Annotated in this window: 23 protein-coding genes and 1 riboswitch; of the genes, 12 read left to right on the top strand and 11 right to left on the bottom strand. The window is 33.0% G+C overall.

The window, feature by feature from the left end; all coding sequences use genetic code 11:
- Positions 1 to 8: 8 nt before the first annotated feature.
- Genes aroF through aroA form a run of 7 tightly spaced genes read right to left on the bottom strand, consistent with a single transcriptional unit; the run spans position 9 to position 6294 of the window.
- Positions 9 to 1010 (bottom strand): 3-deoxy-7-phosphoheptulonate synthase, encoded by a 1002-nt coding sequence (gene aroF / locus ACHAJD_RS03320; protein WP_435584443.1) that lies wholly within the window; start codon positions 1008 to 1010, stop codon positions 9 to 11.
- Positions 1007 to 1447: a type II 3-dehydroquinate dehydratase gene (locus ACHAJD_RS03315; RefSeq protein WP_435584442.1), complete on the bottom strand. Its 441-nt coding sequence runs from the start codon at positions 1445 to 1447 to the stop codon at positions 1007 to 1009. Before ACHAJD_RS03315 ends, aroF begins: the two co-directional genes overlap by 4 nt.
- Positions 1398 to 2678 carry a shikimate kinase gene (locus ACHAJD_RS03310; protein WP_435584441.1) on the bottom strand — a complete coding sequence of 427 codons (1281 nt, stop codon included), beginning with the start codon at positions 2676 to 2678 and terminating at the stop codon, positions 1398 to 1400. The genes ACHAJD_RS03315 and ACHAJD_RS03310 overlap by 50 nt, the downstream gene beginning before the upstream one ends.
- Before the next feature lie 4 nt (positions 2679 to 2682).
- Entirely contained in the window at positions 2683 to 2934 is a 252-nt protein-coding gene (locus ACHAJD_RS03305; RefSeq protein WP_435584440.1) for a chorismate mutase, read from the bottom strand.
- Positions 2922 to 4025: a chorismate synthase gene (gene aroC, locus ACHAJD_RS03300; protein WP_435584439.1), complete on the bottom strand. Its 1104-nt coding sequence runs from the start codon at positions 4023 to 4025 to the stop codon at positions 2922 to 2924. The genes ACHAJD_RS03305 and aroC overlap by 13 nt, the downstream gene beginning before the upstream one ends.
- A 12-nt stretch (positions 4026 to 4037) precedes the next feature.
- Complete coding sequence (gene aroB, locus ACHAJD_RS03295) at positions 4038 to 5027, bottom strand: 3-dehydroquinate synthase (protein WP_435584438.1); 990 nt, start codon at positions 5025 to 5027, stop codon at positions 4038 to 4040.
- Positions 5020 to 6294, bottom strand: coding sequence for a 3-phosphoshikimate 1-carboxyvinyltransferase (aroA, locus tag ACHAJD_RS03290; protein ID WP_435584437.1), 1275 nt, complete (start codon positions 6292 to 6294; stop codon positions 5020 to 5022). Before aroA ends, aroB begins: the two co-directional genes overlap by 8 nt.
- A 156-nt stretch (positions 6295 to 6450) precedes the next feature.
- Between aroA and ACHAJD_RS03285 the strand changes: the two genes are divergently transcribed.
- The 11 genes from ACHAJD_RS03285 to glnA all read left to right on the top strand — a co-directional run bounded on the left by ACHAJD_RS03285 (position 6451) and on the right by glnA (position 18571).
- A complete protein-coding gene (locus ACHAJD_RS03285) occupies positions 6451 to 8124 on the top strand; it encodes a formate--tetrahydrofolate ligase (RefSeq protein ID WP_435584436.1) in 1674 nt (557 codons plus the stop codon).
- Between the two features lie 75 nt (positions 8125 to 8199).
- A complete protein-coding gene (locus ACHAJD_RS03280) occupies positions 8200 to 9696 on the top strand; it encodes a carboxypeptidase M32 (protein WP_435584435.1) in 1497 nt (498 codons plus the stop codon).
- A gap of 10 nt (positions 9697 to 9706) precedes the next feature.
- The gene (locus tag ACHAJD_RS03275; RefSeq protein WP_435584434.1) at positions 9707 to 10213 is read left to right on the top strand and encodes a flavin reductase family protein; all 507 of its coding nucleotides are present in this window, start codon (positions 9707 to 9709) and stop codon (positions 10211 to 10213) included.
- Position 10214: 1 nt separating this feature from the next.
- Positions 10215 to 10772, top strand: coding sequence for a GNAT family N-acetyltransferase (locus tag ACHAJD_RS03270; protein ID WP_435584433.1), 558 nt, complete (start codon positions 10215 to 10217; stop codon positions 10770 to 10772).
- Between the two features lie 10 nt (positions 10773 to 10782).
- A complete protein-coding gene (gene folD, locus ACHAJD_RS03265) occupies positions 10783 to 11634 on the top strand; it encodes a bifunctional methylenetetrahydrofolate dehydrogenase/methenyltetrahydrofolate cyclohydrolase FolD (protein WP_435584432.1) in 852 nt (283 codons plus the stop codon).
- Between the two features lie 15 nt (positions 11635 to 11649).
- The gene (gene purB, locus ACHAJD_RS03260) at positions 11650 to 12948 is read left to right on the top strand and encodes an adenylosuccinate lyase (RefSeq protein ID WP_435584431.1); all 1299 of its coding nucleotides are present in this window, start codon (positions 11650 to 11652) and stop codon (positions 12946 to 12948) included.
- A 1-nt stretch (position 12949) separates the two neighbouring features.
- Entirely contained in the window at positions 12950 to 13633 is a 684-nt protein-coding gene (locus ACHAJD_RS03255) for a TIGR01906 family membrane protein (RefSeq protein ID WP_435584430.1), read from the top strand.
- 53 nt (positions 13634 to 13686) lie between these two features.
- Positions 13687 to 13788, top strand: a riboswitch (purine riboswitch).
- A 66-nt stretch (positions 13789 to 13854) separates the two neighbouring features.
- On the top strand, positions 13855 to 15237 hold the full coding sequence (locus ACHAJD_RS03250; RefSeq protein WP_435584429.1) for an NCS2 family permease: 1383 nt from the start codon (positions 13855 to 13857) through the stop codon (positions 15235 to 15237).
- A gap of 126 nt (positions 15238 to 15363) precedes the next feature.
- Positions 15364 to 15870, top strand: coding sequence for a bifunctional pyr operon transcriptional regulator/uracil phosphoribosyltransferase PyrR (pyrR, locus tag ACHAJD_RS03245; protein WP_435584428.1), 507 nt, complete (start codon positions 15364 to 15366; stop codon positions 15868 to 15870).
- Positions 15870 to 17111: a serine hydroxymethyltransferase gene (glyA, locus tag ACHAJD_RS03240; RefSeq protein ID WP_435584427.1), complete on the top strand. Its 1242-nt coding sequence runs from the start codon at positions 15870 to 15872 to the stop codon at positions 17109 to 17111. The genes pyrR and glyA overlap by 1 nt, the downstream gene beginning before the upstream one ends.
- 128 nt (positions 17112 to 17239) lie before the next feature.
- Entirely contained in the window at positions 17240 to 18571 is a 1332-nt protein-coding gene (gene glnA, locus ACHAJD_RS03235; RefSeq protein WP_435584426.1) for a type I glutamate--ammonia ligase, read from the top strand.
- A gap of 38 nt (positions 18572 to 18609) precedes the next feature.
- On the opposite strand, the gene ACHAJD_RS03230 is transcribed toward glnA, so the two are convergent.
- From ACHAJD_RS03230 to hslO, 3 genes are all read right to left on the bottom strand, one after another.
- A complete protein-coding gene (locus ACHAJD_RS03230) occupies positions 18610 to 19515 on the bottom strand; it encodes a permease (RefSeq protein WP_435584425.1) in 906 nt (301 codons plus the stop codon).
- A 67-nt stretch (positions 19516 to 19582) separates the two neighbouring features.
- On the bottom strand, positions 19583 to 20041 hold the full coding sequence (locus ACHAJD_RS03225; RefSeq protein WP_435584424.1) for a MarR family winged helix-turn-helix transcriptional regulator: 459 nt from the start codon (positions 20039 to 20041) through the stop codon (positions 19583 to 19585).
- 82 nt (positions 20042 to 20123) lie between these two features.
- A complete protein-coding gene (gene hslO / locus ACHAJD_RS03220) occupies positions 20124 to 20996 on the bottom strand; it encodes an Hsp33 family molecular chaperone HslO (protein ID WP_435584423.1) in 873 nt (290 codons plus the stop codon).
- Between the two features lie 103 nt (positions 20997 to 21099).
- On the opposite strand from hslO, the gene dusB reads away from it, so the two are divergent.
- Entirely contained in the window at positions 21100 to 22074 is a 975-nt protein-coding gene (gene dusB / locus ACHAJD_RS03215) for a tRNA dihydrouridine synthase DusB (protein ID WP_435584422.1), read from the top strand.
- 251 nt (positions 22075 to 22325) lie between these two features.
- On the opposite strand, the gene hflX is transcribed toward dusB, so the two are convergent.
- The gene (gene hflX, locus ACHAJD_RS03210; protein WP_435584421.1) at positions 22326 to 23567 is read right to left on the bottom strand and encodes a GTPase HflX; all 1242 of its coding nucleotides are present in this window, start codon (positions 23565 to 23567) and stop codon (positions 22326 to 22328) included.
- Between the last annotated feature and the right edge of the window lie 43 nt (positions 23568 to 23610).

The following is a 23610-nucleotide window of genomic DNA, read 5'->3' as shown; positions in this document are numbered from 1 at the left end:
CCTTTTTTTTATAATACAGTGGTTAGTTTATTTAAATCTTTAATGAGTTGAATAAATTTTTCGGGTTTTAAAGATTGGGCACCATCACTTAAAGCGCGCTCTGGATGAGGATGAACTTCAATCATTAATCCATCAGCACCAGCAGCAATACTTGCCTTAGATAATCCTTCAACTAATTCCCATTTGCCAGCAGCATGAGAAGGATCTACAAATATTGGTAAATGGCTTAGTTGTTTGATTGCTAGTACACTAGAAATATCTAAAGTTGTGCGTGTATAACTTTCAAATGTTCGAATACCACGTTCGCATAATATAACATTTGGGTTCCCACTATTTAATATATATTCAGCACTCATTAACCATTCCTCAATGGTATTTCCAAAACCACGCTTTAATAAAACAGGCGTTTTGGTGTTTCCTAATGCTTTTAACAGTTCAAAATTTTGCATATTGCGCGCACCAATTTGAATAATGTCAACATACTTTTCAAATAAAGCAACATCTTCTTTATTAACAAGTTCACTAATAGTTGCTAGTTGGTATAAATCAGCGGCTTCTTTTAATATTTTTAAACCGTCTTCTTTTAATCCTTGAAAGGAATAAGGACTTGTACGAGGCTTAAATGCGCCACCTCTAAGGATATGAGCTCCGGCTTCGTGAATCGCTTTTGCAGTTATTTTCATCTGACTTAAGGATTCAACACTACAGGGTCCACCAATATAAATACGTGTATTAGATCCGATTTCAAGTGTTTTAACTTTTATAATCGTTTTGAGAGGGTGACTTGATTTATTTACCTTTTTAAAGGGCTCTTGAATGCGTGTGACATCTTCTACACACTCATAAGCATAGAGTTTTTTTGCATCAAAAGTTGAGGTATCTCCTATTACATGGATTAAAGTATAATATTTTCCTTTACTGTCATGACACTCAAAGCCTGCACGAACTAAATCTTCTTTTAACTTTTTGATATCACTTAAATCAGCATTTTGTTTAAGTGTAACTATCATTTTGACACTTCCTTAGATAAATAATGTAGCGCTTCAATGTAACTATCAAAGCCTTTACCTGAATATGTTTTGATACAAGCATCTTCTATGACAGATGTTCTTCTAAAAGTTTCTTTTCGTGAAGCAAGATCTGTTAAGTGAACTTCAACAACGGGTAAATGTATTGCTAAGATTGCATCGTAGATAGCGTAACTGTAATGAGTGTACGCTGCGGCATTTAGTAAGATGCCATCAAAATTTTTATGTTTTGCATAATGAAGTAAATCGATAATGATACCTTCAAAATTCGTTTGATGAATTTCTATGGAAATGTCTAAATTTAGCGCTTCTTCTTTTAAAATGTTTTCTAAATCTTGATAGGTTTTATTACCGTAAATTTCTACCTGTCTAGTTCCTAATAGATTTAAGTTTGGCCCATTGATCACTAATATATGCATCAATGTTCACCTCGATTTCACTCAAAATTTTATCAACATCAAGCGTTGACTTATTAATAATAACATCTGCGTATTTTAAATACAATTTATGACGACGATTTTTAAGGATTAGTAAATCGCTTTTATTTTTCACGTGCGGTCTACTATGATAATTAATTTGATCCATAATCGCCTCATCAATGTCAATATATACAACAACACTGTTTTGTTTTATTGCTTGCATCGCACGATCATTTTGAATGATGCCACCGCCTGTAGATAAAATATGGTTAAATGAAGTGGCTTGATTAACAGTTATTTGTTCTTCAAGTACTCTAAAATAAGGTTCACCCATTTGATTAAAAATGGTTTCAATTGAACTTTTCTCTTGATGTTCTATTAAAGAATCAATATCGATAATTGGCTTATTTAAGCGATATTCTAGTTCTTTGCTATAACGTGTTTTACCTGAAAATGGTAGGCCTATAAAAGTAATATTAAGTAAGTATTTTAACGCTTTTTTATAAAGGGTTTCATAAGTATCTTTACTATAGGTTGTGTTAAAAAACTTACCATTTGATAAGACCGCTTGAATAACTAACATAAGTAATCCGTCTAAGGTTTTAATGTTTAATGCTTCTGCATCAAGTAATAACTTCGTTTTATACGGATTATAAACAACATCATAGACACAACTTAAATTTTTAAATGCAGTTAAATCTAGGGTTAGAGACTGCTCGTTATTAGGATACATCCCGACTGGGGTTGTATTAATTAATAGTTCTAAGTTTGAATAGTTTTGTAAGGAAGTTAATGGAGGTTCATTTTTGTTTGGATTACGCGCGAAAACGGTAATATTATTGTAGTTGTTTTTAATAAGAGCCTCTTTCATTGAGCGCGCTGTTGCACCATTTCCTATAATCCCAATAACTAGATTTTTATCTTGTGGTAAGAAATATTTAGCGATTTGATCTAATGCTTCAAAGTCTGTGTTGTATGCAAAGAGTAACCCGTTTTTTTTAATAATTGTATTAACTGAGTTTGTACGTTTAACTAAGTCACTAAGGTAATCACAATAAGGAATGACAGCTTGTTTATATGGTATGGTAACATTAATAGCTTTAAACGGCGTGTTAGTTAGAAAACTTTGAATATCATCGGTTTCAAATAAATGATAATCTATTGGTCTTAAAGCTTCATGAATCATTTTTGATAGGCTATGTTTTAAGGTTTTGCCTACAAGTCCATACATCAAATCACAGCTTTCTTTGTAGTCTTTTACTGACATCTAAAAGGGATAAATAAACATGGTAAATCGCTTCGTTGTGGGAAAAAGAATTTATTTTGTTTAGAATAATTTGTTCTCGGTTTTGATCTAAAACATGAACACTTGTTTGCTTTTTAAGTTCCCCTATTTTTAGAACATAGTTAAAACGTTTTTCAAGTAGATTCATAAGGGATTCATCTATTAAATCTATTTCTTTTCTAATTTGATCTATTTTTTCCATAGTGTCGCCTCTTTTCTTAAGAGTAGTTCAAAGATAGTATACGCAGTTAATGCATTAACAACATGTAACGCTCTAGGCACAATACATGAATCATGTCTTCCTTTAAATGTATAAGTAACATTTTCATTTTCTCTTGTAATGGTATCTTGTGAAGATGCAATGGTCGGAGTTGGCTTAATGGCTGTATTAAATATAATAGATTGTCCAGTTGATAAGCCACCTAAGACACCGCCCATATCATTTTTACTAAAATTAACAGTACCATCGATAACCCTTATAGGATCGTTGGCTTCTTTAGCGGTCATTTTGGTTAGTTCGAATCCTTTACCAAAGGAAACACCTTTTACTGAAGGAATGCTAAATAATAAATGACATAGAATACTTTCTAAAGAATCAAAGAACGGTTCACCAAGGCCTATAGGTGGATTTAATACAACGGTTTCGATGATGCCACCAACTGAATCACTATCTAATTTAATGGCTTCAATTTTCTTTGTAAATTGGGTTTTTAAGTCTGAGTTAAGTACAGGAAAAGCGCTATTTTGAAGGGTTTCTATAAATTCAGAGGATAAGGTTAAATTAGATACACTTTCCCCTTCAATTGAATGGATGCTTCTAACATGAGAAAACACTTTGACCCCATAGTCTTCTAAATATTGTCTTGCAATGTCACCAAGGATTATAAGGGGTGCTGTTAATCTACCAGAAAAATGTCCACCACCTCTAGTATCATTTGCGCTAACATATTTAATGAATGCTGGATAATCAGCATGACCTGGTCTAAAAGGATTATATTCATAAGAAGAAGAAGAAGAAGAAGAAGAAGAATCCACATCCGTGTTTGCGACAATGACTGTTAGTGGCATACCAGTTGTTTTTTGATTATGAAACCCACTCACGATTCTAAAATCATCATCTTCAATACGTGAGGTAGTAAAAGAAAACTGTGGACGTCTTAAGGATAAGGCATGTTCTATGGATGACAAATTTAGTGTTTTATTGGCAGGTAACCCGTGGATTGTAATCCCTAGTTCACTGCCGTGACTTTCACCAAACAAACTAATTTTAATGATTTCTCCAAAGGTACTCATCGTCTCATTCCTTTATAAAAAAATTTTAAACGATTCTTTATCTATTGTCTTAATAAAGCCATTTCCTACTTCTTCTACTAATGCAATTGTTAAAGTGTTATGTTTTAATTTTTTATCTTTTAAGATGATAGAATATAAAGTATTTTTGTCATAAGGAATTTCCATATCGAGTTGATATTTTTTAAGAACGTCTAAAAGTTCTGCTTCAAATGCGGTTCCTTTTGCCATTAATCGCATGCCATAAGCAATGCATTCTCCGTGTAAAAAATTAGGAAAGTGAATAGTCTCAAGCGCATGGCCAATAGTATGACCATAATTAAGTAAGTTGCGAATATTTTGATCATAAGTATCTTTTACGACAACGTCTTTTTTAAGTGTAATGGCTTTTGCGATGATTTCATTAATATCGTGAGGTTGTTTTAGCTGTTCAAATAACTTTTTATCTCTTATAAGTGCGATTTTGATAATCTCTGCATACCCATTCATTAACTCTTTATGAGGTAAAGTAGATAAAACGAATGGATCGATTAAAACAGCTTTTGGTTGATAAAAGGCACCAACCATATTTTTGTAGTGATCAATATTGATCGCTACTTTACCGCCAATACTAGAATCTACCATCGATAGTAAGGTTGTAGGAATTTGAACAAAATCAACACCTCTATAAAATGTACTTGCAATAAACCCCGCTAAATCACCAATGACACCACCACCTAAAGCGATAACGGTTGTAGCCTTATTAAAGCCGTTTTCCAACATTTCTTTAAGTATCATTTCATAAGTTGATAGGGATTTATTTTGCTCACCTTGAGGGAGTTTTATGACATGCTTAATAGGATAACTTTTTAAAACTTTTTCTATTGCAGTTTTTGGAATATTAACATCAGTAATTAATAAACAATCATTGGTGATTTTATAATACGCGTGAGGTGAATCTAGTAACCCGTCACGGATAAATACTGGGTATTTATGATTCGCAATATTTACTTCGATTTTAATCATGATCTTCACCTCGTTTTATAATTTCAACACAGCCACCTAGTTTGCTATAATCTTCAAAAAATGTCGGATAAGACTTGTTAATATAATGAGCATTTTTAATTGTAATAGGGTTATCAAGGATTGAGCCTGCAACAGCTAACATCATAACAATGCGGTGGTCTTTATGGGCATCTAATGTAATGCCGCCTTTATAAGCTTCAATAGGATGAATGATCATCGTATCGCCATCGACTTCAATTTCAGCACCCAACGCATTTAAAACAGAAACAGTTGAGGCTATACGGTCTGATTCTTTAAGTCTTAATCTAGACCCGTTATAAAGAGATGATTTACCTTGTGAAAGTGAAAGGGTAAAGGCTAAAATAGGCGCTAAATCAGGACTTTGATTGATATTTATATCAATGCCTTTTAAAGAGGATTTAAAGGTTGTAAACCCTTCTTCGTTAAAGATAATCTTCCCATTCATTTGTTTAATATATTGGACAATTTTATAATCGGCTTGTTTAGAGTTTAAGTTTAATCCGTCTACTTCAACATAAGGATGAAACAATCCCGCACACAGGAAAAAAGCGGATTGTGAGTAATCCCCGTCTACTTTAATGTTTTTGGCTTTATAACGTTGATTACCAGGAATTAAATACCCATAATCGGTTTCTTCAATGTGAATCCCAAAAGCATCTAATACATCTATGGTTAAATCAATGTAAGCTTTTGAACCAAGGTTCTCTATGTATATTTTAGAGGCGTCTTTTAATAAGGGTAACGTAAAAAGTAACCCTGTAATATATTGTGAACTGAGTGCGTCCTCTAAATAAAAATCACCAGATTGTATGGGTTTTGCGATTGTTACAAGTTCATTTTTTTTAACAAGGCCATCTTTGAAAATCATTTCATAAGTAGTTAATGGTCTTTTCTGTAAGCTTTTATCCATTGAGAAAGTAACAGGTTGATTTAATAAAGACATGATAGGAATAAAAAATCTTAATGTAGAGGCAGAATCGAACACATGAATAACATCTTTTGAATAACGATAGTTTTCGACCCCATATACATAAAGCACATTCCCTTCTACTTTGTAGGTTGCTCCTAATGCTTTTATGCCATTTAAAGTTGCAGAAATATCATCACTATAAGCAAAAGGTTTAATCACACTTTTTCCTTTTGATAGACCTGCTGCAATAATCGTTCTATGCAACATACTTTTTGAAGGAAAAGCACTGAGTTTCCCTTTAAGTTCGGATTTATTTATTATTACGTCAAACTTCATCTTGCCACCACCATTTTTAAGATAATTTAATTATACAATAATAAAGCATTTTCCTTTAATGCATCCTTTTGAAAGCGTTTTATTTTTGCCTTGAAAGTCATAGTAAAATGTGTCATAATAAATAAATGATAACATATTATGAATGGAGGGTTTCATTTGGAAAATATTGATTTAAAGATAGCACAACAGGCAAAAATGGAAAAAATAGTAGACATCGCTAGCAAACTTGGGTTAAGCCAAGACGACATCGAATTATATGGTAATTACAAAGCGAAAATCTCACTAGACGTTCAAAAACGTTTAGAAGGAAAAAAAGATGGTAAAGTTATTCTTGTAACTGCCATTAATCCTACACCTGCTGGTGAAGGGAAATCAACAACAACCGTTGGACTTGGCCAAGCATTTAATAAAGTTGGTAAAAATGCAATTATTGCATTAAGAGAACCTTCATTTGGACCAGTTATGGGTGTAAAAGGTGGTGCTGCTGGTGGTGGTTATGCACAAGTAGTTCCGATGGAAGATTTAAACTTACATTTTACCGGAGATCTCCATGCCATCACAACTGCTACAAATGCGATTAGTGCTTTAATCGATAACCATATTCATCAAGGAAATGAATTAAATATCGATCCAAGAAGAATTACTTGGAAACGTGCACTTGATATGAATGACCGTGCACTACGTCAAGTAGTTGTCGGACTTGGTGGTATTGGAAACTCACTTCCAAGAGAAGACGGATTTAATATTACAGTGGCAAGTGAGATTATGGCAGTCCTTTGTTTAGCAAAAGACTTACAAGACTTAAAAGTACGTGTTAGACGTATTGTATTAGGGTATACTTATGACCGTAAAGTTATCACGGTTGGTGATTTAAAAGCCGAAGGCGCTGTAACTTTAATCTTAAGAGATGCAATTAAACCTAATTTAGTTCAAACATTAGAAAATACACCAGCATTAGTTCATGGCGGTCCATTTGCGAATATCGCTCATGGATGTAATAGTATTATTGCAACAAACTTGGGAAGAAAACTAGCTGACTATGTAATTACAGAAGCAGGATTTGGAGCTGACTTAGGTGCTGAAAAATTCTTAGATATTAAAACTCAACAAGCAGGGTTTGATCCAAGTGCTGTTGTAATTGTTGCAACCATTCGTGCATTAAAAATGCATGGTGGCGTTAAAAAAGAAAACCTTAAAGAAGAAAATGTTGATGCTTTAGTTAAAGGGATTGAAAATTTAGAAAAACATATTGAAACCATTCAAGCCTTCAACTTACCATATGTGGTCGCAATTAATCATTTTGTTGCTGATACCGATGTTGAGGTTAATGCATTAAGTACTTGGTTAGACAAAAACAACCATCCATATTCAGTTTCAAAAGTTTGGGAACTTGGTGGAGAAGGTGCTGTTGATTTAGCAAATAAAGTTATCCATCAAATCGATACAAACACTAAAACATTTAAACGTATGTATGAGATGGACGATTCATTAGAAGTTAAAATCGAAAAAATCTGTACAACAGTATATGGTGCTAAAGATGTTTCATACAGTAAAGAAGCACAAGCTCAACTAAGAAAGTTCAAAAAAGAAGGTTGGGATAAACTCCAAGTCTGTATGGCTAAGACACAAATGAGTTTATCTGACGATCCTAAAGTATATGGACGTCCTAGAGACTTTACCATTACAGTACGTGAGCTTCGTCCATCTATTGGCGCAGGATTCATCGTAGCCTTAACAGGTGAAATGATGACCATGCCTGGCCTACCAAAAGAACCAGCTGCTATGCAAATGGACATCGATGAAGAAGGAAACGCTAAAGGATTATTCTAAAACTTCAGGTGCGCATTCATGGATGCGCACCTTTTTAGCTTTTATAGGATATAATACACTTAAGGAGTGATATAAATGGAATTATTCAATGAGTTTAAAAGCATTCAAAAACAATTAAAAGCCTATCGTTTAGTACTTAATATTGCGAGTTGGGATTCTAACACAGAAGCCCCTAAAAAATGTTTTCCATACCGTGCAGACATGCTTAGTTTTATTAGTGGAGAATCATTCTCTTTAAGCACTTCACCACGTTATCAAGAAGTGGTTAACGGCTTAATTAAGCGTTTAGATGAATTAGAAGTTTTACAACAAAAAGAAGTTAAAGAAGCTAAAAAGAATCTTGATAAAATTATTAAAATCCCTAAAGAAGATTATGTAGCTTACAATAAATTATTAAATTTAGCTCAAAGAACTTGGGAAGACGCAAAAGCAAATGATGATTATGAAGCATTTAAACCGAGCTTACAAGAAATCATTGCTATGCAAAGAAAAATTATAAAATATCGCGATACAGGTAAAGAACCTTATAACGTTTTACTAGATGATTTTGAAGAAGGCATGAATATGGAATTATATGATTCATTCTTCAATACATTAAAAGAAGATTTGGTCCCATTTGTTAAAGAAGTTTTAGCGGAAAAAAAAGAAGAAGATCAATCATTCATCACAGCATTTTATCCTAAAGCAAAACAAAAGGAATTTGTTGATTATCTATTAGAAGTATTCCGTTATGATCTAGACCGTGGCGTATTAAAAGAAAGTGTGCATCCATTTACTTGGAATACACATTCACAAGATGTACGTTTAACTGTAAGATATTTAGAAAACTTTGTTTTTTCTAGTATCTTTGCTGCGATTCATGAACTCGGTCACGCTTTATATGAGCAACAAATTGATCCAGAGCTAGATACAACCAATTTATCTGGTGGGGCTTCTATGGGGATTCATGAGTCACAATCTAGATTCTATGAAAATATGGTTGGTAGAAGTTATCCATTTTGGGAAAAACATTATCCAAAAATGCAAGAAATTTTCAAAGATGAACTTAAGGATGTTGACTTAGATACATTTTATAAAGGGATCAACAATGTAGAAGAGTCTTTTATCCGTGTTGAAGCGGATGAACTAACTTATCCACTACATATCTTATTACGTTATGAAATGGAACGTGCAATTTATAATGATGATGTCGATTTAGATACATTACCTGATTTATGGAATAAGTTAATGAAAACCTATTTAAATGTAACGCCAGAAAAAGCAAGTGATGGCATCTTGCAAGACGTACACTGGAGTGCAGGGTTATTTGGTTATTTCCCAACTTATGCATTAGGTAGTGCCTATGCGGCTCAAATTTATTATACATTAATCAAAGACATCGATTTTGAAACCATCATTAAGGAAGATAAAATTGAAGTTATTAACGAATGGTTAAAAGTTAAAATTCATCAATTTGGTAGTACAAAAAAACCATTAGAAATTTTAGAAGAAGTTACTAACGAACCATTTAATCCACAATATTATGTTAGATACTTAAAAGAGAAATACACACCAATCTATCTAAAAAAATAGGAGTGATGATGTGTTAAATCAATACTATGAACATAGTGAAGCGTTTTTAAAACAACTTCCAAAAGGGGTTTTCATTACAGTTAAAGGTAAGGAAAAAACAAACACAATGACCATTGCATGGGGACATATCGGCGTATTATGGGGAAAACCCGTATTTATTGCTTACGTAAGATATTCAAGATTTACGTATGATTTATTACTTGAGGCTGAAGACTTTACGATTAATGTACCGATAGAACAAGATCTAAAAGAAGCGTTAAAAATTGCAGGTACAACCTCAGGAAGAGATTACGATAAAATCACACACGCTAAACTTACATTAAGAAAATCTAATAAAGTAGCTAGCCCTATCCTAGAAGAATGTGCCCTTCATTATGAATGTAAAATTATCTATAGACAAACCTTAGAACCAGCACTTATTAATGAAACCATTACGGCACGTTACTATCCAAACCACGATACACATATCGCTTTTTATGGAGAAATAGTAGATACGTATATGTTAAAAGAGGTATAACATGAAAAACGTAGGAACAACCCCTTTAGAAACTGCAACCCTAACTTTAAGAAAATTTACAGAAGATGATGCTTTAGCAATGTTTACAAATTATTGTTCAGATGAACAAACCACAAAACATTTAACTTGGCAAACACATAAAACTGTCGATGTGACAGAATCAATTTTAAAAATGTGGTTATATAAATATAATGAAGATTATTGTTATCGCTGGGCAATTGTAGAAAAATCAAGCCAAAATCTGATTGGTTCAATCGACTGTATCAGAGTAGATATTGAAAAATCAACGTGTGAAATTGGGTATTGTATCGGGTCTTTATACTGGGGAAAAGGTTATATGAGCGAAGCCCTTAAAGCGGTCATTGATTACCTATTTAAAGAAGCTGGATTTAACCGAGTTATGGCACGTTACAGTATGCATAATCCTGCATCTGGTAGAGTCATGGAAAAATCAGGCATGGTTTTTGAGGGGATTACAAGAGAGTCAGACTTAGATAAAAACGGACAATTTATTGATATGGGGCAATATGCCATATTAAAAAAAGATTATATAAAATAAGGAGATGACTATGAGTAATATTATTAGCGGAAAAGAACTGTCAAAAGAAATTCGTCTACAAGTTAAACAAGAAGTTGAAATTTTAAAGAAAAACTATGGGAAAGTTCCACATTTAGTGGTTATTTTAGTCGGTGAAGACCCTGCAAGTAATTCTTATGTCACCGCAAAGGAAAAAGCATGTATTAATGCTGGGATGAAAAGCACACTCATTCGTAAAAAAGAAACGATTAAAGAAGAAGAATTATTAGGAATGATTGACGATTTAAATAATGATTCAGATGTTCATGGAATATTAGTTCAGTTACCACTTCCAAAACATATCGATGAAAACAAAGTCATCAATGCAATTTTAAAAGAAAAAGATGTAGACGGATTCCACCCGTTAAACGTTGCGGCAGTGCATTTAGGAGAAAAAGGAATTTTACCTGCAACGCCTAAAGGGATTATCACAATGCTTAAAAGTACTAACACCGAAATTAAAGGAAAGCATGCAGTCGTAATTGGAAGAAGTAATATTGTTGGAAAACCAGTTGCTATGTTATTATTAAAAGAGCATGCAACCGTTACAATTGCCCACTCAAGAACACAAAACTTAAAAGAACTAACTTTGCAAGCGGATATTTTAGTTGCAGCTGTTGGTAGAGCTCATATGGTGACTGCTGACATGATTAAAGAAGGCGCAATTGTAATTGATGTTGGTGTTAATCGTTTAAATGAAAAACTTGTTGGTGATGTTGACTTTGAAGCAGCAAAAGAAAAAGCATCATTTATTACACCTGTACCAGGTGGTGTAGGACCAATGACGATAGCATCTTTACTCCAAAACACAATTGAATGTTTTGTAATGATAGAATCAAAATAAAGAAGTGGTGATGGTATGATTGAACGTTATAGATTAAAAGAAATGGCAGATTTATTTACTGATCAAGCGAAGTATGAAACGTTTTTAAAAGTTGAAATTGCTACACTTGAAGCATTTAGTAAGTTAGGTGTCATTCCGATTGAAGATGTAAATAAGATTAAGAAAAATGCACAAGTAGATGTTGATAGAATAAAAGAGTTAGAACAAATCACAAAACATGATGTGATTGCTTTTACCCGTGCAATAAGTGAAACACTTAATGAGGAGAAAAAATGGGTTCACTATGGACTTACCTCAACAGATGTTGTCGATACTTCTTTAAGTATTATTTACAAAAAAGCTAACGATTTAATCTACCTTCAAATTTTAGATTTTTTAGAAATATTAAAGCAAAAAGCGTTTAAATATGAAAACACGCCATGTATTGGAAGAACACATGGGATTCATGCGGATATTACTTCCTTTGGGTTAAAGTTTGCTTTATATTATGATGAGTTTAAACGACACTTAGAGCGTTTTAATACTGTTAGAAAACGTATTGAAGTAGGTAAAATTAGTGGTGCTGTGGGAAATTTTGCCCACACACCACCGTTTATACAAGATGAAGCATGTCGTTTATTAGGGTTAGGTAGTGTTAACATTTCTACACAAACCTTACAAAGAGACCGCCATGCAGAATACATGAGTGTATTAGCGTTAATGGCATCAAGCATGGAAAAAATAGCCTTAGAAATAAGACATTTACAGCGTACAGAAGTACGAGAACTTTCTGAATATTTTAGCAAAGACCAAAAAGGATCTTCTGCTATGCCCCATAAGAAAAACCCTATTGCATCAGAAAACATCACTGGTGCAGCCCGTATCATGCGAGGGTATATGCATCCTGTTTTTGAAAGCATAGCATTATGGCATGAGCGCGATATTTCGCATTCTTCTGTGGAGCGTGTTGTATTCCCTGATGCCTTACAACTAATGCATTATATGTTTAACCGCTTTACAGTTGTTGTACGTGATTTAATCGTTAATGAAGAACAAATGATTGAAAATATTTATAAGACTCATGGCGTTATTTTTGCACAACGCGTTATGAATACCTTAATATTAGAAGGTTTAAATCGTGAGACTGCTTATGATTTAATTCAACCTATTGCATTAACTGCATATGAAGAAAGAAAAGACTTTAAAGCGTTACTTAAACAAAACAATCATGTAATGGCACATTTATATGATGAAGTACTAGATGACTGTTTTACTTTAGATTACTATTTAAAAGAAGTTCCAACCATTTATAAACGCGTATTTAAGGATGATTAATGTGGATAAATTATTACCAGTTCTTACAAGGCTTAAAAAATTAACAAGAAAAATTATTCCTATGATTATATGGATTGCATATCCTATTGTCATCATTATGTTATTTGCATCTTTACTAACATCGAATCCCTACTTGAAAATTTCAAAAGGATTATATGAAAGTCATAATGATATTACATTTGATCACAATTATGTAGCTAAAGAACTAATTGATTATCTTAACTATAAGCATGATGATCTATCTTTTGGTGGCAGTGAAACTGACACTGAGCAAATCATGGATGAACAAGAAGTAAAACATATGGAAGATGTTAAAATTTTATACACAAGACTACGTATTTTAGCTGGGGTTTCATTACTTATAGTTATTGCATTAACGACATATATGTACTATAAAGATAAACCATTGCTATATCACACCTACAAAAACATCTTTTGGTTACCACTTGGGTTCTTAATCTTTGTGGGAACTTGGTTCTTGATTGATTTTGCTAGAATATTTACATGGTTTCATGAATTATTATTCGATAATGATGATTGGATGATAGAAAATTATAATGTACTAATTCCTTTGCTACCTGAAAACTTTTGGTTAGTGAGTGGTGTCATAATTTTGTTTGGAACAGTAATAGCATTAGGTTTTACAGTAGTTATTTCGCATCGTTTTTTAAAAACGTTATCATAATAAAAAAATTACAAATATTGCAATTAACCATTGCAATATTTTTTTTATTTGTTTACAATAAACATGGTTAGTATCGTATATGACTAGAAATAGGGTCTGGTTGTCTCTACCCTGGCGCCGTAAAAGCCGGGACTACGTTACCTTGCAAAATAATCGAGATGAATTCTCCCTTTTTTTGTTTTTTTACGTACTAACAACAAAAAATAGGAGGATTTTTTTTAATGGAGAAAGTAATACAATTTTTTAAGATCAATGAGCGCAATACTTCAGTTAAGACAGAAATATTAGCTGGGCTCACAACATTCTTAGCAATGGCGTATATTTTACCAGTCAACTCAAATATGTTAAGTCTTACAGGAATGCCTATCGCAGGTGTGTTCTTCGCAACAGCAGTAGCTTCGTTTATCGCAGCACTTATCATGGGTTTACTGGCAAATTATCCGGTAGCTTTAGCACCAGGTATGGGGATTAATGCCTTTTTCACATTCACTGTTGTATTTGGATATGGATTAAGCTGGGAAGCTGCATTAGCAGCAGTATTAATTTCAGGGATTTTATTCTTAATCATCTCGGTTTCAGGATTAAGAAAAAAAGTCATTGACGCAATACCACAGGGATTAAAATATGCTGTTGGTGCGGGGATTGGGTTCTTCATTACTTTTATCGGACTAAAAAATGCAGGACTAGTTGTTGCATATGGTCCAACATTTGTATCACTTGGAGATTTAGCACATCCAACCGTTTTATTAGGTGTATTCGGATTGATTTTAGTTGTTATTCTTTATTCAATGGGTAACAAATTCTCATTAATTATTTCGATTATGGTTACTGCAGTCGTTGGTTTAATTTTAAATGCATTAGGTGTTCCAATGATGCCTGAATATGTTGCAGGTGGTGCTGGAAACTTATTTGAAGGTGCTAGCGAGACGACTTTCGCAGCATTTAGAGGATTAGCAGAGTTGTTTAGTACACCTCAAGCATTATTTATTATCTTCACATTCTTATTTGTAGATTTCTTTGATACAGCTGGAACTTTAATTGCAGTTGGTAACCGTGCTGGTTTAATTAGCGAAGACGGTGAGTTAAAAGATGGTAATAAAGCATTACTTGCAGACTCAGTAGGAACCATTGCTGGTTCATTACTTGGAACAAGTACTGTAACAAGCTATATTGAATCAAGTACAGGTATTGAGCAAGGTGGACGTACGGGATTAACTGCAGTTACAGTAGGTGTATTATTCTTATTATCACTTGCAATTTATCCTTTATTAAGTATTTTCACTGGTGTTGTAGTTGGATTTGATGGATTTGGTGATCCTATTGTTTATTCACCTGTAACTTCAATGGCACTTGTTATGGTAGGTGCATTAATGGTTACTCAGTTAAAAGAAATTGATTGGAAAGATAAAGCAATTGTTATTCCTGCATTCTTAACAATCGTATTTATGATTTTCACATTCTCTATCGCTGAAGGTATTGCTATTGGATTTATTTTCTATCCAATCGTTATGGTTGCTTCAAGACGCCATAAAGAAGTTAATCCTGTAATGTATGTATTAATGGCTTTCTTCATTTTATTCTTCGTATTAAATGCCATTGTATAATAAATAGTATTTCAACATAAGGACCACTTTGGTGGTCCTTTTTTATTCGACTTTGTAAACGCTTTAATAAGTGGTTTACAATAACCTTTATATTAGTTAAAATAGTAGGTGATTGAGGTGTTAAATATGAAAGTATTATTTGATTATATTAAGGTTGAAAGAACGTTAAAACGGATGACCCATGAAATATTAGAACGCACACATAAACTTGATGATGTGGTTATTATAGGTATTAAAAAAAGTGGGATTCCACTTGCAAAAATGATTCAAGAAAATCTACTTGAGTTTGAAGGAATCACTGTTCCTAATTATGATTTAGATATTTCATTTTATCGAGATGATGAAAAAAAAGGTCCATTAGTTAAACTTGATGTTGATTTAACGAATAAACATGTCATATTAGTTGATGATGTTTTATTCACAGGTAGAACAGCAAGAGCAGCGATGGATGCAGTTGTGGATTTAGGTAGACCTAGTAAAATGCAGTTAGCAGTGCTTATTGATCGCGGACATAGAGAATTACCCATTAGAGCAGATTATGTAGGTAAAAATATTCCAACACAGTTAGACGAAAAAATCATCGTAGATATTGTGAATCAAAAAGGCGTCATGATCTCAAAGGAGAATGAATAATGAATACTTTAAAAACAAAAGATCCAGTACTTTATGAAATGCTTGAACTTGAAAAAAATAGACAAGAGAGTCATTTAGAGTTAATTGCTAGTGAAAATTTTGTAAGTGAAGCAGTTTTAGAAGCACAAGGTAGTATTTTAACGAATAAGTATGCTGAAGGTTACCCTAATAAACGATATTATGGCGGTTGTGAGTTTGTTGATCAAGTTGAAGATTTAGCACGTGATCGTTTAAAGAAATTATTTAATGTTAAGTACGCAAATGTTCAACCACATTCAGGTTCAACAGCAAATATGGGTGCCTATAGAAGTGTGGTTAAACCAGGAGATAAAATATTAGGTATGAGTCTTGATCACGGAGGTCACTTAACTCATGGACACCCATTAAACTTTAGTGGAGTTGACTACAACTTTTACAGCTATGGTGTTGATAAAGAAACTGAAATGATTGATTATGATGAAGTATTAAAAATCGCTCAAGAAGTTAAACCGGCATTAATTGTTGCTGGAGCAAGTGCGTATTCACGTGAAATTGATTTTAAAAAGTTTAGAGAAATCGCAGATAAAGTAGGCGCTAAACTAATGGTTGATATGGCTCATATAGCGGGGCTTGTTGCTGCAGGGATACATAACAATCCGTGCGATGTTGCTGATATTGTTACGTCTACAACCCATAAAACATTACGTGGACCACGTGGTGGAATTATAGTAACAAACGATTTTGAGATTTATAAAACTATAAACAAAATAGTTTTTCCTGGAATACAAGGCGGGCCACTAATGCACGTTATTGCAGCTAAAGCAGTTGCATTTGAGGAAGCAGCAGGCGTTGAATTTAAAGCTTATCAACATCAAGTAGTCAAAAACGCTAAAGTTTTAGCTGAAGAATTATTAAATTTAGGATTTAAAGTGGTGAGTAAAGGCACAGACAATCACTTAGTTTTAGTTGAAGTTAAAACTTTGACAGGTCTTACAGGAAAACAAGCTGAAGAACTGTTAGAAACAGTAAATATAACTTGTAATAAGAACACGGTTCCAAACGATCCTGAGAAGCCATTTATTACCAGTGGTATACGTTTAGGTACACCAGCACTTACCAGTAGAAAATTTAAAGAAGAGGATTTTAAACTCATCGCAAAATTAATCTATGATACACTCATGAACCCTAGTAATGAGTACGTTTTATCTAAAGTTAGAGAACAGGTAAAAATGCTAACAGACAAGTACCCTTTATACCATTAAAACGTTTTCATATTGCATCTTTATAGGTATACCAGTATAATGGTATCCAAAGGCAATAAGAGAAAATACTCTGCACGAAATGCCTTAGGCATTTTATGCAGAGTTTTAAATTTATGGGGGATTAATATATGACTAAAGAACAAATATTAAAAAGTGCAAAAGAAGAAAATGTTAAGTACATCCGTTTAATTTTTACTGATATTCATGGCGTTATTAAAAATGTAGAAATACCAGCACGTAGTTTAGAAGATGCTTTAGAAAACAAAATCATGTTTGATGGATCTAGTATTGAGGGATTTGTTCGTATTCAAGAAGCAGACATGTATTTATATCCTGACCCAAAAACCTGGTTAATTTTATCTTGGGAAAATCCTGTTTATGGTAAAGTTGCCCGTTTAATATGTGATGTTTATCTACCAAATGGAAAACCATTTGAAGGAGATCCAAGACATGTATTAAAACGTAATTTAGAACGCATGAGAAAATTAGGATTCAAATCATTCAATATTGGTGTTGAACCTGAATTCTTCTTATTTAAACTTGATTCAAAAGGTGAAGTTACATTAGATTTTAACGACAATGGTGGTTATTTTGATTTAGCACCTGTTGATGGAGCTGAAGATTGCCGTAGAGATATTGTTTTAGAACTTGAAAAACTTGGGTTTAGAATGGAAGCATCACATCACGAAGTTGCTCCTGGACAACATGAAATCAATTTTGAGTTTGATGATGCGCTAGAAGCCTGTGATAATTTACAAACCTTTAAATTAGTTGTTAAAAATGTTGCTAAAAGACATGGCCTTCATGCGACATTTATGCCTAAACCAATCGCAAACATTAACGGATCTGGAATGCATACAAATTGCTCTTTAAGTGATAAAGATGGTAATAACGTTTTCTTTGATCCAAATGAACCATTACAGCTAAGCAAATTAGCTATTAACTGGATCGCAGGAATTATGAAGCATGCACGTGGATTTACCGCAATCACAAATCCAACAGTTAATTCATATAAACGATTAATACCGGGTTATGAAGCCCCTTGTTATATTTCATGGAGTGATGCTAACCGTTCAGCGATGATTAGAATTCCTGCTAAACGCGGAAGACAAACACGTACTGAAATAAGAAGTGTAGACCCTTCTGCTAATCCTTACTTAGCTATGAGTGTAATTTTAGCTAGTGGTTTAGATGGAATAGAAAACGAACTAAATGGTGTAAAACCAGTTTACATCAATTTATATGAACTAGATAGAGAATCAAGAGAATCCATGGGTATAAAAAATCTACCAGAGAACTTAAAAGATGCTTTAAAAGAACTTAAAAAAGATGAAATAGTAATTGAAGCATTAGGGCATCATGTACTTGAGAAATTCTTAGAAGCAAAATACGATGAGTGGGACCGTTTCAGAATGAGCATTTCAGAATGGGAACTTAAAGCGTACTTAAAAAGTATTTAATAAATAAAACCGTGAAATTGAAATTCACGGTTTTTAATTTACAAAAATAGTCGAAATATATATCCTGATATAATTGCACCTACAAGAGAGTAACTAATATAAAGAATAAATGTTTTTCTTTTAACAAGCGTATAAACTGCAACCATTGCAGGAATTGATGTAGCAGCTCCTGCAATCATAAATGATAATGCGGTACCTTTATCCATTCCTAAATCAATCATACTTCTAACAATAGGCATCGAAGCATAACTACTCGCATAAGCAGGGATGCCAATAAATGCAGCAATAACTGGGCCAAAAGGATTACTATGTCCTAAAACATTAGGAACCCAATCCATAGGGATATATAAAACGATTAGTGCTTCTAAAATAAACGCAAGGATTAAAAATTTTCCTACAAATAAGCTTAAAGAAAAAAATCCTCTTATATATAGCCTGATTTTGTTAGATAACGATATTACATTTTTTGTGTCTTTATCAGTTTCACATCCACATGTTTTCAACTTAAGAATTTGATTGTTTAAATACCCTTTTTTAACGAAAAAAAGTGTTAAGTATCCAGCGGTGAGTCCAATAAATATAGTCGCAACCAGTCTTGCAATTGCCATCTCCATACCTAAAAGTCCAATAGTTAAAATAAATGATTCTGGGTCCATTAATGGTGAGGTAATCCAAAAAGCCATGATAGGCGCAAGAGGTACGCCTGCTGTTAGTAATGCGGCAATTACTGGGATGACCCCACAAGAACATAACGGTGTAAATGACCCTGTTCCAACTGATATTGGAATTGATGTATGATGTCTTTTAGCGATTAATAGTTGTAAATATTTGTCGTAGCCATTCACTTTGATGAGGGTTGCAAGTCCTATACCAATCGAAAAATAGACACTGATATTAATTATTGATTGATATAAAGAAGAAAAGATGAAAAAAATTGCTTCCATAATTACCTCCTAATTAAATTGTATTATACAACTAAAAGTCTTTTTTAAAGCTACAAATATTGTAGCTTTAACAACAACTTGGGTTAGCTTTCTTAAATGCATCAATTAATGTAGATACAGCTTTGAGCACATCTTCTACTTGACCTTTCGGAAGATTCTCAACGATTTTCAAGTAATAAGCATGAATAGAGCTTTCAATTTGAGTGGTTGCAGTTAGCCCTTTTTCGGTTAACTTTGCCATTACAACACGCCTATCATTTTGATCTTTATAACGTAATAAATACCCATCGCGTTCCAAAATATTTAAGATTCGAGTCATAGTACTTTTATCTAAGTTCATCTTTTCACTTAAAGCTTGCATGGTAAAATGGGGATTGTTCTTTAAGTGTATCAATGTGTAACATTGTGAAGTTGTAAAACCTAAAGGTTTAATCTCATCTCGTTCAAAAATTTGTAATACCCTTACGAGTTCTTGAACGGTCTGACTTACATCTTCTAAACAACAGTCATCGAAAGTTTTATTCATGATCATCACTCCTTACAAAAAGATTGTATCATACAACAAAAAGATTGTAAACTATTTTGATAAAAAAAAGCGCCATTGGCGCTTACTTTTTGTTTTCGTTTATTAAGGCAATAACCTCGTCTTCATTAAATGTATATGTCGTTGTACAAAAATGACAATACGTCTCTATTTTACCATCTTGTTCGATTAGGGACTTTAGTTCTTCTTCACCAATCGAAATAATCCCGCGTTCAAATTTTTCCTTATTACAATTACAAGCATATGAAAGTGGCATTTCTTGAAGAATTTCATGGTCACCTTCTGTAATGGCTTTAATAATGTCTTCTGGTGTAAAATTTTCTTCTAATAAACAAGATATCGAGGGTAAATTCGCAATTTTATCTTCAATAAGTTGTAAAGTTTCCTCTTTACAACCAGGCATGATTTGTAAAATGAATCCGCCAGCACTTAAGATGCTATTATCTTCATTAACTTTAACGCCTAATGAAACTGCAGATGGAATTTGTTCACTAGCAGTAAAATAATAAGCAAAATCTTCAGCAATTTCACCTGTTCTAATTTCACTAGTACTAGTAAAAGTATCTCTAACTTTCACATCTTTAGTTACATGGATAAATCCGTTTCCAACAGCTTGACCTACATTTAATTTCCCTGAATCGTATTGTAAAAATACATGTGGATTGCCTACATAGCCTCTTACTTCTCCGTAAGTGTTTGTTGTAGCCAACATCCCTTGAATAGGCCCATCACATTCAACTCTAATGGTTAATTCTTGGTCATCTTTATACATAGCGCCCATAATAACACTTGCTGTTAGTAAACGACCAAAAGCAGCTGCGCTAGTCGGCCAAAGATCATGTATTTTTTGTGCATGTGAAACAAGATTTTTGGTTTGAGCACTATAAATTCTTACAGTACCACCAAAAGCATATGCTTTTACTAAATAATCACTCATAATATCACCGCGATAATTATAGCATAGTTAGAATTAAATACAAAATGATTGAAAATAAATCTATTTTGTGGCAAAATAGATGCGGTTTTCAATGAGGTGAACTATGTTTAAAATTGGTAATGTAACATTAAAGAATAAAGTTATTGTAGCGCCGATGGCTGGCATATCAAATGAAGCTTTTCGTTTGATAGCCCATGAAATGGGTGCTGGTTTAATTTATACAGAAATGGTTAGCGATAAAGCATTAAAACATCGTAATAAAAAAACACTTGATATGTTAAAGGTAAGTGCTAAAGAAGGGGTTGTTTCATTACAACTTTTTGGAGCAGACATGCCAAGTTTAGCCTACGCTACAAAACTCGTCAATGAGGATTCTGATGCATGTATTGTAGATTTTAATATTGGGTGTCCTGTGCCTAAGGTTGTAAGAGGGAATGGCGGGGCAAGTTTAATGAAAGATGAAGATTTAACATTTGAACTTGTATCTAAAATGGTAGATGTATCGAGTAAGCCTGTAACTGTTAAAATAAGATCAGGCTGGGATAGTACAATGATTAATGCTATTTCACTAGCTCAAAAACTTGAAAAAGCTGGAGTATCAGCTATTGCAATTCACGGTAGAACACGTGCACAAATGTATAGTGGAAAAGCTGATTGGGACATCATTAAAGCGGTTAAAGAATCCGTCAGCATTCCGGTTATTGGGAATGGTGATATTAAAACACCAGAAGATGCTAAGAGCATGTTGGAATATACAAAATGCGACGCCATAATGATTGGCCGTGCATTAATGGGGAATCCTTGGTTAATTAAGCAAACGGTTGATTACTTAGAAACAGGAACTTATCAAAAAGAAATTACTTATGATGAAAAAATCGAAATGATTAAGTACCATGCAAATTTATTAACTGATTTAAAAGGAGAAAAAATTGCAATTTTAGAAATGAGAGGTCATGCAGCGTGGTATGTTAAGGGAATGCCTGGTGCAACCTATGTAAAAAGAGAAATTGCAAAAATTAAAGATAAAGAGTCTTTATTTGAAACCTTAGATAAGTATTTAGAATATTTAAATAATTAGTAAGCGTACTCGGTGTATTTTATCATTGAAATGCATTGAGATTAGACGATTTTGTAAGGATTCAACTCTCTATTTTCATAGAGAGTTTTTTTATTGATGAAAATCACTTGACCTATCTGAATTACAAGTCATGATACGATTGGTATTTAAATGAGTGTTAGAGATTATTGTAACCTTAAATGATACCTAATCGATTAAAAAAAACTGCACCCAATTAAACTTGAGTGCAGTTTTTTGATTACAAAATAGTATTAAATTTCAAACTCTTTATATTGATGTCTTAATACACTAGAAACACGTGCTTTAATTACTGTTCCATGTTCATCATGACTTTTTTCTAATATTTGACTATATTCTGTTAATACATTTACAATATTACCTTTATCATAGGGAATACGGTAAACTACAACGGCATCATCTTTAGAAAGCATATAAATTACTTTTTCTAGTAGAAGATCTATGTTTGTTTTATCAGTGAGTGATATTTTAACACTTGGGGTGAAACCATGGGGTAAATTTTCCTGATTTAAATCAATTTTGTTGAAAACATAAAGCGTTTCGATTTCATCAGCGCCAAGTTCTTCTAATACTTTTTGTGTTGTCATAATTTGATAGAAATAATATGGATTTGAGAAATCAACTACGTGTAATAATAAATCAGCTTCTTGTATTTCTTCTAATGTTGACTTGAATGAATCTACTAAATCAACAGGTAAATTAGATACAAATCCAATGGTATCAGTTAAAACAAAAGGTTTAGTATTCGGTAATTCAATACGTCTACTTGAAGTTTCAAGTGTCGCGAAAAGTTGATCTTTCACGTGAACATCTTTATCAGATGAAGCTTTTGAGTATTCCAATAAAGTATTCATTAAAGTACTTTTACCCGCATTGGTATACCCAACAATTGCAACAGTTTTAATTAAGGAGTTCTTTCTTTGTTTGCGGTTACTTTGTCTTACTTGAACAATATTGCTTAGTTCTTTTTGTAAATGGTTGATTTCATTTTCTATTTTTCTACGGTCTAACTCAATTTTCTTTTCTCCTGGTCCTCTTGAACCAATTCCACCTTGTTGTTTTTCAAATGATGCATGCAAAGAAGTTAATCTCGGAAGCATATATTTTAACTGAGCCACTTCAACTTGTAACATCGCTTCTTTTGTTTTAGCTCTTTTAGCAAATATATCCAAAATTAGTAAGGTTCTATCTATAACAGGCTTATCTAATGCTGCTTCTAAGTTTCTTATTTGACTCCCTGTAAGCTCATCGTTAAAAATTACTAAATCAATAGATGCATCATCAATATATTCTTTTAATTCTTCAACTTTACCAGTACCAATTTTATATTGAGCAGAAGCTTGTTTTCCGTCTTGAGTAAATATCGATTTTACATCAATATTTAAAGTTTGTGTCAGTGCACGTAGTTCTTCCATATATATGGAAATTTTGTTTTTTGGACAGTAATCAACACCTACTAGTATTGCATTTTTCATTGGGTCACCTCTTTTTGGAATAATTGGTTTAAGCCCTTTATTT

The sequence above is a fragment of the Liberiplasma polymorphum genome (assembly GCF_043951795.1).
Lineage (GTDB): Bacteria > Bacillota_I > Bacilli_A > Izemoplasmatales > Izemoplasmataceae > Liberiplasma > Liberiplasma polymorphum.
This window is presented reverse-complemented; position numbering and strand designations above follow the sequence as displayed.

Excerpts from the sequence above, each read along its gene's own strand:
- aroF (WP_435584443.1), bottom strand. The coding sequence starts at position 1,010 with ATGATAGTTACACTTAAACAAAATGCTGATTTAAGTGATATCAAAAAG.
- ACHAJD_RS03315 (WP_435584442.1), bottom strand. The coding sequence starts at position 1,447 with ATGCATATATTAGTGATCAATGGGCCAAACTTAAATCTATTAGGAACT.
- ACHAJD_RS03310 (WP_435584441.1), bottom strand. The coding sequence starts at position 2,678 with ATGTATGGACTTGTAGGCAAAACCTTAAAACATAGCCTATCAAAAATG.
- ACHAJD_RS03305 (WP_435584440.1), bottom strand. The coding sequence starts at position 2,934 with ATGGAAAAAATAGATCAAATTAGAAAAGAAATAGATTTAATAGATGAA.
- aroC (WP_435584439.1), bottom strand. The coding sequence starts at position 4,025 with ATGAGTACCTTTGGAGAAATCATTAAAATTAGTTTGTTTGGTGAAAGT.
- aroB (WP_435584438.1), bottom strand. The coding sequence starts at position 5,027 with ATGATTAAAATCGAAGTAAATATTGCGAATCATAAATACCCAGTATTT.
- aroA (WP_435584437.1), bottom strand. The coding sequence starts at position 6,294 with ATGAAGTTTGACGTAATAATAAATAAATCCGAACTTAAAGGGAAACTC.
- ACHAJD_RS03280 (WP_435584435.1), top strand. The coding sequence starts at position 8,200 with ATGGAATTATTCAATGAGTTTAAAAGCATTCAAAAACAATTAAAAGCC.
- ACHAJD_RS03270 (WP_435584433.1), top strand. The coding sequence starts at position 10,215 with ATGAAAAACGTAGGAACAACCCCTTTAGAAACTGCAACCCTAACTTTA.
- folD (WP_435584432.1), top strand. The coding sequence starts at position 10,783 with ATGAGTAATATTATTAGCGGAAAAGAACTGTCAAAAGAAATTCGTCTA.
- purB (WP_435584431.1), top strand. The coding sequence starts at position 11,650 with ATGATTGAACGTTATAGATTAAAAGAAATGGCAGATTTATTTACTGAT.
- ACHAJD_RS03250 (WP_435584429.1), top strand. The coding sequence starts at position 13,855 with ATGGAGAAAGTAATACAATTTTTTAAGATCAATGAGCGCAATACTTCA.
- pyrR (WP_435584428.1), top strand. The coding sequence starts at position 15,364 with ATGAAAGTATTATTTGATTATATTAAGGTTGAAAGAACGTTAAAACGG.
- glyA (WP_435584427.1), top strand. The coding sequence starts at position 15,870 with ATGAATACTTTAAAAACAAAAGATCCAGTACTTTATGAAATGCTTGAA.
- glnA (WP_435584426.1), top strand. The coding sequence starts at position 17,240 with ATGACTAAAGAACAAATATTAAAAAGTGCAAAAGAAGAAAATGTTAAG.
- ACHAJD_RS03230 (WP_435584425.1), bottom strand. The coding sequence starts at position 19,515 with ATGGAAGCAATTTTTTTCATCTTTTCTTCTTTATATCAATCAATAATT.
- ACHAJD_RS03225 (WP_435584424.1), bottom strand. The coding sequence starts at position 20,041 with ATGAATAAAACTTTCGATGACTGTTGTTTAGAAGATGTAAGTCAGACC.
- hslO (WP_435584423.1), bottom strand. The coding sequence starts at position 20,996 with ATGAGTGATTATTTAGTAAAAGCATATGCTTTTGGTGGTACTGTAAGA.
- dusB (WP_435584422.1), top strand. The coding sequence starts at position 21,100 with ATGTTTAAAATTGGTAATGTAACATTAAAGAATAAAGTTATTGTAGCG.
- hflX (WP_435584421.1), bottom strand. The coding sequence starts at position 23,567 with ATGAAAAATGCAATACTAGTAGGTGTTGATTACTGTCCAAAAAACAAA.